12 protein-coding genes are annotated in these 13,072 nt (G+C 56.9%); 8 read left to right on the forward strand and 4 right to left on the reverse strand.

Translation table 11 applies throughout. The annotated features are described in order from the left end of the window. Positions 1 to 1,566: a sensor histidine kinase gene (locus tag D3870_RS03475; RefSeq protein WP_119736698.1), complete on the reverse strand. Its 1,566-nt coding sequence runs from the start codon at positions 1,564 to 1,566 to the stop codon at positions 1 to 3. Positions 1,567 to 1,574: 8 nt separating this feature from the next. Continuing rightward, entirely contained in the window at positions 1,575 to 2,276 is a 702-nt protein-coding gene (locus D3870_RS03480; protein ID WP_119736700.1) for a response regulator, read from the reverse strand. A 232-nt stretch (positions 2,277 to 2,508) separates the two neighbouring features. Here D3870_RS03480 and recA point away from each other — a divergent pair, with 232 nt between their 5' ends. From recA to D3870_RS03515, 7 genes are all read left to right on the forward strand, one after another. Continuing rightward, positions 2,509 to 3,552 (forward strand): recombinase RecA, encoded by a 1,044-nt coding sequence (gene recA / locus D3870_RS03485; RefSeq protein WP_119736702.1) that lies wholly within the window; start codon positions 2,509 to 2,511, stop codon positions 3,550 to 3,552. A gap of 90 nt (positions 3,553 to 3,642) precedes the next feature. Then, positions 3,643 to 4,098, forward strand: a complete 456-nt coding sequence (gene recX, locus D3870_RS03490) for a recombination regulator RecX (protein ID WP_119736704.1) — start codon at positions 3,643 to 3,645, stop codon at positions 4,096 to 4,098. Positions 4,099 to 4,409: 311 nt separating this feature from the next. Then, entirely contained in the window at positions 4,410 to 4,991 is a 582-nt protein-coding gene (locus tag D3870_RS03495; protein ID WP_119736706.1) for a DUF2889 domain-containing protein, read from the forward strand. Between the two features lie 43 nt (positions 4,992 to 5,034). Further along, on the forward strand, positions 5,035 to 6,201 hold the full coding sequence (gene sucC / locus D3870_RS03500) for an ADP-forming succinate--CoA ligase subunit beta (protein WP_119736708.1): 1,167 nt from the start codon (positions 5,035 to 5,037) through the stop codon (positions 6,199 to 6,201). Between the two features lie 17 nt (positions 6,202 to 6,218). Further along, a complete protein-coding gene (gene sucD, locus D3870_RS03505; protein ID WP_119736710.1) occupies positions 6,219 to 7,100 on the forward strand; it encodes a succinate--CoA ligase subunit alpha in 882 nt (293 codons plus the stop codon). 103 nt (positions 7,101 to 7,203) lie between these two features. After that, positions 7,204 to 7,929 (forward strand): TerC family protein, encoded by a 726-nt coding sequence (locus tag D3870_RS03510; RefSeq protein WP_119736711.1) that lies wholly within the window; start codon positions 7,204 to 7,206, stop codon positions 7,927 to 7,929. Positions 7,930 to 8,463: 534 nt separating this feature from the next. After that, complete coding sequence (locus D3870_RS03515; protein WP_422879662.1) at positions 8,464 to 8,925, forward strand: pilin; 462 nt, start codon at positions 8,464 to 8,466, stop codon at positions 8,923 to 8,925. A gap of 114 nt (positions 8,926 to 9,039) precedes the next feature. On the opposite strand, the gene D3870_RS03520 is transcribed toward D3870_RS03515, so the two are convergent. Continuing rightward, entirely contained in the window at positions 9,040 to 10,725 is a 1,686-nt protein-coding gene (locus D3870_RS03520; protein ID WP_158590367.1) for a tetratricopeptide repeat protein, read from the reverse strand. 120 nt (positions 10,726 to 10,845) lie between these two features. Continuing rightward, complete coding sequence (moaC, locus tag D3870_RS03525) at positions 10,846 to 11,373, reverse strand: cyclic pyranopterin monophosphate synthase MoaC (RefSeq protein WP_119736715.1); 528 nt, start codon at positions 11,371 to 11,373, stop codon at positions 10,846 to 10,848. Between the two features lie 41 nt (positions 11,374 to 11,414). Between moaC and D3870_RS03530 the strand changes: the two genes are divergently transcribed. Then, a complete protein-coding gene (locus tag D3870_RS03530) occupies positions 11,415 to 12,983 on the forward strand; it encodes a M48 family metalloprotease (protein ID WP_119736717.1) in 1,569 nt (522 codons plus the stop codon). Positions 12,984 to 13,072: the final 89 nt, after the last annotated feature.

Consider the following 13,072-nt stretch of genomic DNA (forward strand, 5'->3'; position numbering starts at 1 on the left):
TCAACCGATGTCATCGATGAAGGCGTGACGTTGCTCCATGTGCAGCGTCACGCGGAACAGACTGCCGGGCAGTTTCGGATCGTGGCTGCGCGGATTGCTGAAGATGTCGACCTCCGCGCCATGCTGCTGCGCGATCTCGCGCACGATGGACAGGCCGAGGCCGCTGCCTTCGACATTGCTGCCGAGGATGCGGTAGAACCGTTCGAATACATGCGCGCGCTCGGCAGGCGAAATTCCCGGTCCGGTATCTTCGACCTCCAGTATTGCGAGGCCTTCGTTTTCGTTGGCGCGCACCCTGACCGTGACGCTGCCGCCGGACGGCGTATACCGCAAGGCATTGTCGATCAGGTTGCTCAGGAGTTCGCGCAGCATGATGGCATTGCCGAACAGCATGATCGGATGTCCAGGCTGCTCGAAACCGAGGTCGATCCGATGGGTGAAGGAGGCTTGCACCCAATCCTGCACCACATCGCGCGCGATCGCGGACAGCTCGATCCGCACGAAGGGATTGGACTGCGGCGTCTGGTTTTCCGCACGCGCCAGCGCGAGCAACTGGTTGACCAGGCGCGTCGCCGATTCCGAACTCTTGGACAGCTGTTCGAGCGAGCGATGGATCTCATGCTGATTGGTTTCGCGCAGCGCCAGTTCCGATTGCATGCGCATGCCCGCCAGCGGCGTCTTCATTTGATGGGCGGCGTCGGCGATGAAGCGCTTCTGCAACTGAATGGTCTGCGACAGCCGTTCCAGCATGTCGTTGAGCGAACGCACGAGCGGCGAGATTTCCTCGGGTACCTGGCCGGAATCGATCGGACTCAAGTCATCCGGCCGCCGTTCGCGGATGCGCTGCTGCAGTTCCGTCAGCGGCGACAGTCCGCGCGTCAAGGCAAACCACACCAGCGTCAGGGCAATCGGCAGGATGATGAATTGCGGCAGGATCACCCCCTTGATGATTTCATTGGCCAGTTGCACCCGCTTGTCCAGCGTTTCCCCGACCTGGACGAGCGCCAGATTCTGCTCCATCGCCTGATGCGCGCTGTGCGACGGTCGCAAATCGACATAGACATACGCAATCCGCACGTCGGTTCCCCGCATCGACTCGTTGCGAAACTGCACCGATCCCGGGTATGCCTTTTCCTCTTCGGTGGGCGGGGGCGGCACGTCGCGATCGCCGTCGATATACTCGCCGCGCGGCCCGCTGATCTGGAAATAGACATTGTCCACATCATCGGCGCGCAAGATGTCGCGCGACGAACTCCCCAGCGGCGCGACCACCTTGCCGTTGACTTCCTTCACCTGCTGCGCGAGTACCGTGACATTGTCGTCGAGCGCACGGTCGAAAGGATGATTGGCGATCGATTTCGCCACAAGGTAAGTGATCGCAATGCTCATCGGCCACAGCAGCAGCAACGGTACCAGCATCCAGTCGAGGATTTCGCCGAACAGCGAGCGTTGAATGCGCTCCTGGGGCTGGGTCGCGATCGGCTCGGCCGACGCGGATCGCGCAGTCGATTCAGGCGCAGGAGGGGCGGAGGGAGCGCCCGCATCCATGTGATGTGGATCGCTCATGGTTCGGTTCAATTCGTGGAAGGGGTGCCGTGTGCATTCGCATCCGAATACCTTTCCAGGCAATAGCCCAGACCGCGCACGGTCGCGATGCGCACGCCATCGACCTCGATCTTCTTGCGCAGCCGATGCACATACACCTCGATGGCATTGTTGCTGACTTCCTCGCCCCACTCGCACAAGTGATCCACCAGCTGTTCCTTGGAAACCAGACGCCCGGTGCGCTGCAACAGCACTTCCAGCAATCCCAGCTCGCGTGCGGAAAGTTCCAGCATCTGATCATGCATGTACGCAATGCGGCCGACCTGATCGTAAGAGAGCGGGCCGTGCTTGATTGCGGTCGGCCCGCCGCCGACGCCGCGCCGCGTCAGCGCCCTGACGCGCGCCTCCAGCTCGGACAAGGCAAACGGCTTGGCCATGTAGTCGTCCGCGCCGAGGTCAAGTCCTTTCACCCGCTGTTCGATCGAATCCACCGCGGTCAGGATCAGCACCGGCAAGTGCGAGTTGCGGGCGCGCAGGCGGCGCAGCACCTCAAGCCCCGGCATCTTGGGCAGCCCCAGATCCAGGATCAGCAAATCGAAATCCTGCGTCGACAGCGCCGAATCGGCTTCCACGCCATTCTTCACACAATCGATCGCGTAGCCGGATTGACGCAAGGAACGGGTCAGTCCGTCGGCCAGAACGCTATCGTCTTCGGCAAGCAAAATACGCATGTTGGTACACGGCAAATCAGGTTCAAGGGGCCGAAGGAGTTTCCCAATGGCGGCAAACAGTCAATTTACTACTCTGTCTGCATATTAATAAACTTTTTTCATTAGTTGAAAAACAGCGCTTGCATAAATCACTGGTTTTTTATACAGTACTGACTATGGCGTCGATTTGACGTTCAGCAGTTTGAAAATCAGTTCCACAGATCCTTTCATCCAACCGCCGAAAGAACACACCATGGACGACAAGAAATCCGCACTCAATCCGGACAAGAGCAAGGCGCTCGCTGCCGCACTGGCACAGATCGAAAAGCAGTTTGGCAAGGGTTCCGTGATGCGCATGGCCGACGGTGCCGTGGCAGAAGAAGTGCAGGTCGTTTCGACCGGTTCGCTCGGTCTGGACATCGCCTTGGGTGTTGGCGGACTGCCGCGCGGACGCGTCGTCGAAATTTACGGACCGGAATCGTCGGGCAAGACCACCCTGACGCTGCAAGCGATTGCCGAAATGCAAAAGCTCGGTGGTACCTGCGCCTTCATCGATGCCGAGCATGCGCTTGACACCGTGTACGCGCAAAAACTCGGCGTCAACCTGTCAGATCTGCTGATTTCGCAACCGGACACCGGCGAACAGGCGCTGGAAATCACCGATGCGCTGGTGCGCTCGGGCAGTGTTGACATGGTTGTCATCGACTCGGTCGCCGCCTTGACGCCGCGCGCCGAAATCGAAGGCGACATGGGCGATTCCCTGCCAGGTCTGCAAGCCCGCCTGATGTCACAGGCACTGCGCAAGCTCACCGGCAGCATCAATCGCACCAACACACTGGTCATCTTCATCAACCAGATCCGCATGAAAATCGGCGTCATGTTCGGCAACCCGGAAACGACTACCGGCGGCAACGCGTTGAAATTCTATGCATCCGTCCGCCTCGATATCCGCCGTACCGGCTCCATCAAGTCCGGCGACGAGGTGATCGGCAACGAAACCAAGGTCAAGGTTGTCAAAAACAAGGTCGCCCCGCCGTTCAAGGAAGCGCATTTCGACATCCTTTATGGAGAAGGTACATCGCGCGAAGGCGAGATTCTCGACCTCGGTTCGGATGCGAAAATCGTCGAAAAATCCGGCGCGTGGTACAGCTACAACGGCGAGCGTGTCGGCCAAGGCAAGGACAACGCCCGCAACTACCTGAAAGAGCATCCGGAACTTGCACGCGAAATCGAAAACAAGGTGCGCGCATCGCTCGGTGTGCGCGAACTGGCTCCGCTTGCCAAGGAAGAAGAGTGACCTTCTGAACACATTCCAGAAAATGCGGACGTACTGATTCGTGCTGTACCGATTACTTCACGTGAGAAGGGCTCGTGCTTTCAGAACACCATGGCAAAAATGCAAATGAGTCTGAAGGCGCGAGCCCTGAAGTATTTGTCATCCCGCGAACACAGTCGCCTGGAACTCGCGCGCAAGCTCTCACTTTATGCGCAAGAGCGCGACGATGTGGAGTCCTTGCTCGACTGGCTGGAAAATTCGAGGTTTTTGTCCGAGTCCCGCTTTTCGGAATCGATGGTGAATCGTCGCGCTGCCCGATTCGGCAACAGCCGGATCATGTCCGAACTGCAGAGTCACGGTATCGACTCCGACGTGCTGGAAGGCATCAAGGCAGACCTGAGCCAGACTGAAGTCGCGCGAGCGCGCGAAGTCTGGGATAGAAAATTCGGCCATCCTCCCGAGGACGCTTCAGAGCGAGCCAGGCAGATGCGGTTTCTCCAGCAGCGCGGGTTTTCAATGAGCGCAATTCGAGCCGCGATACGTGAAATCGGTCACGCTGACGAATAGCGATTCGATTTTCTTTTTCACTCTCGTCAGGATGACGTGCCTCTTGCGTCGATGCCATTCAAGCCTTCGAATTGGATTTGCCCCCGCGCATGCGATTTTTCTTCAGGCAACAAACTTGTCCGGTCGTATGTTTTTTTGATGCGACACTATTTATTGTCAGCCACGCAAAAATTTCAAGACGACTATCCAATCTTGAGCTGTGCTACACTTCCGGGGTTTTTTGCAGCGCCGCATGAGCGGCTGTTGTCGTAGAAGCTGCGGCAGCGACACGCAATGCGGCATTATCTTGCCAGTTCTACTGGCACCTCATCATGCCCTTATCTCCGTCGATTTCCCGCCGTGCGCTCAAGCACACACGCGCCATTCACGTCGAAGCATTCGTGCGCGACGATGGATTGTGGGATATCGACGCTCATATCACCGACATCAAAACCCGCGCTGCAAACCTCGCTTCCGGCGTTCGACCGGCCGGTACTCCGGTGCACGATCTCTGGCTGCGTTTGACAATCGACCTCGAGTTGACCATTGTGGATGCCGAAGCCGTCTCGGATGCAGTTCCCTATCCGGATTATTGCGACACGATCGGCCCGGCCTACCGGAGGCTGATCGGCTTGAACCTGTTGAAGGGTTTTCGCAATGGCGTCAAGGAACGATTGTCCGGAATTCAGGGATGCACGCATTTGACCGAACTATTGCAAGTGTTGCCGACTGCTGCCATACAAGCATTCGCCGGTGATGTGCTCGATACGCGTGACGGTGCGGGTGCCGACGAGCAAACTCATAAACCATTTCAACTCGACCGTTGCCATGCCTTGCGCTCGGACGGCGCTGCGGTTGCGAAGTATTACCCCCGCTGGGCGATCAATGCCCAGCCCAAAGTCCAATCCACTTGATTAACCTTTATTTTTTTCAATAAGCGTCTGAAGGGAAGCTCGCATGAAAATCCATGAGTATCAGGGCAAAGAAATCCTCCGCAAGTTCGGAGTGACGGTTCCGCGCGGCATTCCGTGCCTTTCCGTTGAAGAAGCGGTCAAGGCGGCCGAAACCCTTGGCGGTCCGGTATGGGTCGTCAAGGCGCAAATCCACGCCGGTGGCCGTGGCAAGGGCGGCGGCGTGAAAGTCGCCAAGTCGCTCGACCAGGTCAAGGAATACGCCGACGCCATCATGGGTATGCAGCTGGTCACGCACCAGACCGGCCCGGAAGGCCAGAAGGTACGCCGCCTGCTGATCGAAGAAGGCGCGGACATCAAGAAGGAACTGTACGTCTCGATGGTGACCGATCGCGTCAGCCAGCGCGTCGTGCTGATGGCCTCCAGCGAAGGCGGCATGGACATCGAAGAAGTCGCGGAAAAGCACCCGGAGCTGATTCACAATGTCGTAATTGATCCGGCCACCGGCCTGACCGACGCCGACGCTGATGCAGTTGCAGCCAAGATCGGCGTGCCGGCCGCCTCCATCGCTGACGCCCGCAAGCAATTGCAAGGCTTGTACAAAGCCTACTGGGAAACAGACTGCTCGCTGGCCGAAATCAACCCGCTGATCCTGACTGGCGACGGCAAGGTGATCGCGCTCGACGCCAAGTTCAACTTCGACTCCAACGCGCTGTACCGTCATCCTGAAATCGTCGCGATGCGCGATCTGGACGAAGAAGATCCGGCCGAAGTCGAAGCCTCCAAGTTCGACCTCGCCTACATCTCCCTCGACGGCAACATCGGCTGCCTGGTGAACGGTGCCGGTCTGGCGATGGCCACGATGGATACCATCAAGCTGTTCGGCGGCGAACCTGCCAACTTCCTCGACGTCGGCGGCGGCGCCACCACCGAGAAAGTGACCGAAGCCTTCAAGCTCATGCTGCGCAACCCCGGCCTGAAAGCCATCCTGGTCAACATCTTCGGCGGCATCATGCGTTGCGACGTCATCGCCGAAGGCGTGATCGCCGCATCCAAGGCCGTGTCCCTGAGCGTGCCGCTGGTCGTGCGCATGAAAGGCACCAACGAAGACCTCGGCAAGAAGATGCTGGCCGATTCCGGCCTGCCGATCATCTCGGCTGACACGATGGAAGAAGCTGCGCAAAAGGTCGTCGCTGCGGCCAACGCTAAATAATCGCACGAGGAAGAAATATGTCGATCCTGATCAATAAAGACACCAAAGTCATTACACAAGGCATCACCGGCAAGACCGGGCAATTCCATACTCGCGGCTGCCGCGATTACGCCAATGGCAAGAACGCCTTCGTCGCAGGCGTGAATCCGAAGAAGGCGGGCGAGGATTTCGAAGGCATCCCGATTTTCGCGAATGTCAAGGAAGCGAAAGACCAGACCGGCGCAACCGTCTCGGTTATCTATGTACCGCCGGCAGGCGCTGCTGCAGCGATCTGGGAAGCCGTCGAAGCCGAACTCGATCTGGCGATCTGCATCACCGAAGGCATTCCCGTGCGCGACATGCTGGAACTGAAGGACCGCATGGCCAAATCCGGCAGCAAGACCCTGCTGCTCGGACCGAACTGCCCGGGCCTGATCACGCCGGACGAAATCAAGATCGGCATCATGCCCGGCCACATCCACAAGAAGGGCCGCATCGGCGTTGTCTCGCGCTCCGGTACGCTGACTTATGAAGCCGTCGGTCAATTGACCGCACTCGGCCTGGGCCAGTCCTCCGCAGTCGGTATCGGCGGCGACCCGATCAACGGCCTGAAGCACATCGACGTCATGAAGATGTTCAACGACGATCCGGAAACGGACGCGGTCATCATGATCGGCGAAATCGGCGGTCCCGACGAAGCAAACGCAGCACGCTGGATCAAGGACAACATGAAGAAGCCCGTGATCGGCTTCATCGCCGGCGTCACGGCGCCTCCGGGCAAGCGCATGGGCCACGCCGGTGCGTTGATTTCCGGTGGCGAAGACACGGCACAAGCCAAGCTCGACATCATGGAAGCCTGCGGCATCAAAGTGACCAAGAATCCGTCGGAAATGGGGCGTCTGCTGAAGTCCGTGCTGTAATGGCCGTGACAATGAAGTAAAGCCCTGGTACGTACTAGGCACAACTTGCGGGGAGCTTTGGCTCCCCGTATTATTTCGCGCAACACTTTTTCTGGGCACTTGCATGGACTTTTTACTGAATCTGAATTGGGTCGCGATTGGCCAAATCATCCTGATCGACATTTTGCTGGGCGGCGATAACGCGATCGTCATCGCGCTTGCATGCCGCAACCTGCCTGCGAACCTGCGCACCAAGGGCATTCTGTGGGGAACCTTCGGCGCGATCGCCATCCGTATCGTGCTGATCGCCTTCGCCGTCACCTTGCTGCAAGTGCCTTACCTGAAAATCGTCGGCGGCCTGCTGCTGCTATGGATCGGCATCAAATTGCTGGCCGAAAATGACGATGAACACGGCGATATCCAGGCAAGCGACCGGCTCCTGACCGCGATCAAAACCATTGTCGTTGCCGACCTTGTCATGAGTGTCGACAACGTCATTGCAGTGGCAAGCGCAGCCGAACAAGCCGGCGAGCACCAGCTGGCGCTCGTGATCTTCGGCATCATGGTCAGCATCCCGATCATCATCTGGGGCAGCACCATCGTTCTGAAGCTGATGGAACGCTTCCCGATCATCATTACCTTCGGTGCCGGCTTGCTGGGTTATCTGGCGGGCGGAATGATCGTGTCGGATACAGCGGTCGCACCGTGGATCGCGGCCAACTGGCCGGGGCTGGATTTCCTGATACCGGGCACGGCGGTGCATGTGAATATCCCGAGCATCATCGGTGCCGTCATCGTGGTAGCGACGGGATTCGTGCTCACAAGGAAGCAGGCGCGCGCCGAATCCTGATCTGTTCAAAGCCCTCGCGCGGACTTGCTGCCCAAGGCAGTCGGCATTACATGCTCTCGTCCGCGCGTGCAGACATGGAAGATCCGTTCAGGCCTCCCCGGCAAGGATAACAATAGGGATTGGCGCTCTCGCAAGCAGAGGATGCGGGAGCGTTCTGCCCAAGAGGTGGATCGTCATCCACACCAACCTTCACGACGGAATCCATTCATCGCACCAATGTTGATGGTTTTTTCGGCAACATTCTTGCCATCGCAGCTAAAGCCAATTGAGCGGTTCCGAATTCCGAGGCTTTCTCGGAAGGATTGCGAATCGGGCGCGACAATTTTTGCCGTGCATTGCACGTCAATGGCAAACAAGGACTGCAAGCTGACAAAAATTGTTAGTAGATGGCAAAAATTGTTAAAGCCAGCTTAATGCCGGGTGGCAAATCGTCCTGAAAGCTGAATTTCCTGTTGGCATGCCGTTTGCTGAATGGAGTGCAATGGCAGATTCGCTGCCTGATTCCAAAGGGAGAGCAAAATGAGGTCGATGAAAATGATTCAACGTGCGCAGCGCGGTTTTACCTTGATTGAATTGATGATCGTGGTGGCGATCATTGGTATCCTGGCGGCGGTAGCGATCCCGCAATACCAAGACTACGTGGTCAGGGCCAAGCTTTCTAAAGTGGCGACTGCGGTAGATCCCGTGAAATTGGCTGTCGCCCAAATGATGCAGGAAAACGGTGGTGCGATGCAAAGTGGTTTTGCTGCGGACAGCTGGGGTTCGCTTGGGTTGGCCGCTTCCGGCCCAACGCTTACCAATGAGGTTGTGAGCTACAACGTAAGTACCGCTGGTGTGATTACTGCGGTACTGCAAAACATCAAGGCTACAGTGATTGATTCCAAAAATATCACTTGGACCCCAAACATCACCGCTGGTGGCACCGCAATCACTTGGACGGTCGGATCGACCAGCACTGAGGCGGTTGTGACCAATGCTATCGGCAAATGGCATTAAAATAGCTCGTCGGTGCCTCTCGTGAAAATCTGACGGGAGAGCTGATTCATGAACAACGCCCGCATGCGCGGGCGTTGTTCATTGGGGCGGACGTTTGCACCACCAGCTACGTCCTTAACCCTTCGTGATCGGGCATTTCACAGAGTTGGAGGTCGGTTTATGTGTCAGAAGTGCCTGATCTTCTTCTTTTAGCTTCATGGCCGCGACGGCGATACCAAGTTCATGGCTCTTTGCATAGGCATTTCGAGCTTCCCAAGCGCAGCCAAAATGCTCAAATACCATGCCCCGCGCAAAGTGCGCATAAGCAAATTTTCCATCTACGGTAATTGCTTGATCGAATTCCGCCTGTGCTTTGGTAAATTCATGCAAGGAGTAGTAGGCAATCCCACGTTGATAATAGATTTGTGGGGCATTGGGATAACGAGAAATAGCCTCCGTGAAGTCAGCAATCGCTTCCCTATATTTCTTTTCTTTCACATATTGCACGCCTCGCATATAGAAGATTCGAGCCGAACCTACAACAGATTTGGATTCCAATTTTGCTGCGGCATCGGTCCAGGCTGTGCTTTCAGTAGCGAGGCTTGATAAACGTTCTTGGGCTAGGCACGCACTTCCTAACAACAAAGGTGCCGATAGTGCAACGACCCACCTTAACCTAAGGTAAGAAAGCACTGCTACAACCATAAAAAGATAGCCAGGTGCCCAAAGGTAGCTGCGATACAGGGCAAACGGTTCCTGAAATCTGACAGTAACAAGCTCCGTGAAAAACAGCAGCCAACAGTAAAGAAGTCCGCACCCGAAGAGCGCTGCTGGGCCGCGCTTTCGAATAAGGTAAGCGGCGACAAATGGACAGATCGCGAAAATGGCGGCTTTCGGAATTGTGAACCATGTATGCCAGAGTCGAGTAAAGTCAACTCTCATATCAATCGACATCGAGCGAACATCAGGCAGAATCCAATAGCCCAGATAATCAAAGAAGAATCCGGCCTGTAGAGTGACACTGACTAGCCACTTGCCTAGTGGCGTTTCAAGCAGTGGTATGCCTTGGATCTGGTTCAGCAAAATTCCAACGTATGGTTCATATGTGCTAGCAACAACCGACTTTGCCGAGATTACTACGGTAATAGCTGCGGGGATGCAAAGCAGTAGATAAAGTCCAACACGCCTTGCGCTCGATTGGAGACGGGGGCTATATAAAGCGGCAAATGGAATCACCGCGAATAGAAGCATTACAGCATGCTCTTTTGAAAAGACCGCTAGTGAATAGAACAGCGCGGCCGTGATGACGTCAACAGTTCGATTCTTGGAAAATGCACGACAATAAAACCAAAGCGATAGCAGCGAAAAAAGCGTCGCGAACAGGATGGTGCGTTGAACCAGATATCCAGCCCCATAAACTGCGACAGGATGAATCGCAAACCAAAGGGATCCGACCAAAGCAAGGCCCGCAGATTTCTTTTCGCTTGCGGCGCTTGATTCCGAATTCTTTAATGCTTGGCTGACAAGTTCATGAATAAGCGCAAAGAGCATTCCAGCGCAAAGGATGTGAATGACTAAGCTGATCGTTCTATGCGCTTCGATCTGACCAAATTCAACCTGGACAATGCCCAGAGTGAAGTACGGGAAGGTCCGTGGTCGTAAATCAAAAAGCTTTTGAGCATAGTCGTATACCTGAAGGGCGGAGAACATCCCATGATCATCAAATACCAGTTGATTACTCAGATGTGGTACATAAAGCATGCTTGCAGCCACTACAATGATAAGAAGGCCAAACGCATGCCATAAATGTCGGTTGATCATGGGTGCAAGCAATCCATTTTGTTGTGAATTATGGGGTTGTACTGCTTTGTGGCTTTGGTGTGAAACGCAATCCATGGCGACTTGCCGTGCAGGCCAAAGATCGAGTCGGAACTTCTACAATTAAGAGGCATTTTTCGTAGAAGTCCAGTTTCCCGACCTGCCTCCGTGTTTTTCCAAGATCGAGATATCAGACATTACCATCCCCCGATCCACCGCCTTGCACATATCATAGATAGTCAGCAATCCAATTTGCACAGCTGCCAGCGCCTCCATTTCCACGCCCGTTTTCCCGAACGTTTCGACTTGCGCAGTGCAGGTGACGGCACTTTTTTCCGGATCGGTCTGGAAGTCAATAATGACTCGGGTGAGCGCCAACGGATGACAAAGCGGAATCAAATCGCTCGTCCGCTTCGCCCCCATGATCGCCGCCACGCGCGCAATCCCCAGCACATCCCCCTTCTTTGCCGTACCGGACTGAATGATCGCGAGCGTTTCCGGCTTCATGCGGATCGTGCCGGTGGCGATGGCGATGCGATGGGTTTCCTTTTTGCTACCGACATCGACCATGTGCGCCTGGCCCGTTTCGTCGAAATGCGTCAGTCCGGGTTGTGTCGAATCTGTAGCGCTGCTGTCTTTCTTTGTGTCCATGGGTAACAAAATATCGAGGCTGTTGAACGATTCAGGTGTGCATGTATCATAGCACCGTGAAATCCGCATCCATTTCCCTCTATCCACTTGTCAAGTCTCGATCACTGCCTCGGTTGCTGATTACGGCGGCGGTCGCTGTGGCTTGCGCGGTGCCACCCTCGCTGGTGCCGTCATTGAGTGCGGCGCAGAATCTGCCGAGCCTCGGTGACACCGAGCGCGAGGAGCTTTCGCCCGTGATGGAGCGCAAGCTGGGTGAGCAGATCATGCGGGACATCCGGCGTGATCGCGATTATCTCGATGATGCGCCATTGACGGAATACCTGAATAATTTCGGCGCGACCTTGCTGGCTGTGCGTCCCGAGGCGCGGGGTGAGGCTGGGTACGACTTCTTTTTCTTCGGGGTGCGCGACCCGATGCTGAATGCGTTCGCCCTGCCGGGCGGTTTCATCGGCGTGCATTCGGCCTTGATCCTGGCAGCGCAGAGCGAGTCCGAACTGGCCTCGGTGATGGCGCATGAAATCGGTCACGTGGCGCAGCGGCATATTGCGCGCATGCTGGGCAATCAGCGGCAGGATACGCTGATCCCGCTGGCGGCGGTGGTGCTGGCGGCGCTGGCGGCGCGCTCCAGTCCGGATGCATCAGCGGCGCTGTTGCTGGGCGGGCAAGGTGTGGCGCTTCAGCGGCAGCTCAATTTCAGCCGCGATGCCGAGCGCGAGGCGGATCGCGTCGGCCTGCAGATATTGAACGAAGCGGGCTTTGATTCGGCGGGGATGATCACCTTTTTTGGCCGGGTGCAGAACGCCAGTCGCGCTTACAACGATACCGCACCGGCCTATTTGCGCTCGCATCCCTTGACCACGGAGCGTATCGCGGATATTCAGGCGCGAACGCGCGGGCAGCGTTACAAGCAGCGTGCGGACAGTCTGGATTTTCATTTGATTCGGGCGCGGCTGCGCGTGCTGCAGGATTCTTCGCCGCATGGCTTGCGCGATGCGGCGATCGCCTTTGACAGTCAGCTGGCGCTGAAAAACAGGATGCAGACGAGCGCGGCGAAGTACGGGCTGGCTTTCATCGCGTTGAGGCAGGGCGAGTATCCGAAAGCGCAGGCCTTGCTCCAGGAGGCCAATGCGGCAGCGCAAGGTCTGGCGTCGGCGCCGAAGAGTGCGGTACTGGCGAATCTTGCGATTGATCTCAGGCTGGCCGCGAATCAGCCGGCGGAGGCGTTGAAGGAAGCGGAGGCGGCGCGCACGCAGTTCCCGCTTTCGCGCGGCATTGCATGGCAATACGCGGATGCGTTGATCGCCGCCGGCCGCCATGACGATGCGGTGCGATATCTGCGTGACCAGGCGCAGCTGTATCGGCAGGAACCGCAGTTGCAGGACCGATTGGCGAAAGCGTACGCTGCGCAAGGCAAGCAGGCCTTGCAGCATATGGCACTGGCGGAATCCTACGCATTGTCAGGAGGCATGCTGGCCGCGCTTGATCAACTGAGGATTGCGCGTGGTGCGCCGGATGCATCGTTTTACGATCAGGCGGTGATCGACGCACGCGAGCGCGAATTGCAGGCGCGCTGGCGGGAGGAGATGCAGGAAGGGCAGAAGGGGCGCTAGGCTGCGCAGTGCCTGATACGGTCCTGGTTTTCATGCGAACGGCGCTCCGAGGTCGGAGCTGCGAGCGTCGGTGCCGCGTCACGCGTGAG

It is taken from the genome of Noviherbaspirillum cavernae (assembly GCF_003590875.1).
GTDB lineage: Bacteria > Pseudomonadota > Gammaproteobacteria > Burkholderiales > Burkholderiaceae_D > Noviherbaspirillum > Noviherbaspirillum cavernae.

Bases quoted from the DNA above. Each gene is read 5' to 3' on its own strand.
- recX (WP_119736704.1), top strand. From the start codon at position 3,643: ATGGCAAAAATGCAAATGAGTCTGAAGGCGCGAGCCCTGAAGTATTTG.
- D3870_RS03480 (WP_119736700.1), bottom strand. From the start codon at position 2,276: ATGCGTATTTTGCTTGCCGAAGACGATAGCGTTCTGGCCGACGGACTG.
- recA (WP_119736702.1), top strand. From the start codon at position 2,509: ATGGACGACAAGAAATCCGCACTCAATCCGGACAAGAGCAAGGCGCTC.
- D3870_RS03530 (WP_119736717.1), top strand. From the start codon at position 11,415: ATGTATCATAGCACCGTGAAATCCGCATCCATTTCCCTCTATCCACTT.
- moaC (WP_119736715.1), bottom strand. From the start codon at position 11,373: ATGGACACAAAGAAAGACAGCAGCGCTACAGATTCGACACAACCCGGA.
- D3870_RS03475 (WP_119736698.1), bottom strand. From the start codon at position 1,566: ATGAGCGATCCACATCACATGGATGCGGGCGCTCCCTCCGCCCCTCCT.
- D3870_RS03495 (WP_119736706.1), top strand. From the start codon at position 4,410: ATGCCCTTATCTCCGTCGATTTCCCGCCGTGCGCTCAAGCACACACGC.
- sucC (WP_119736708.1), top strand. From the start codon at position 5,035: ATGAAAATCCATGAGTATCAGGGCAAAGAAATCCTCCGCAAGTTCGGA.
- sucD (WP_119736710.1), top strand. From the start codon at position 6,219: ATGTCGATCCTGATCAATAAAGACACCAAAGTCATTACACAAGGCATC.
- D3870_RS03520 (WP_158590367.1), bottom strand. From the start codon at position 10,725: ATGATCAACCGACATTTATGGCATGCGTTTGGCCTTCTTATCATTGTA.
- D3870_RS03515 (WP_422879662.1), top strand. From the start codon at position 8,464: ATGATTCAACGTGCGCAGCGCGGTTTTACCTTGATTGAATTGATGATC.
- D3870_RS03510 (WP_119736711.1), top strand. From the start codon at position 7,204: ATGGACTTTTTACTGAATCTGAATTGGGTCGCGATTGGCCAAATCATC.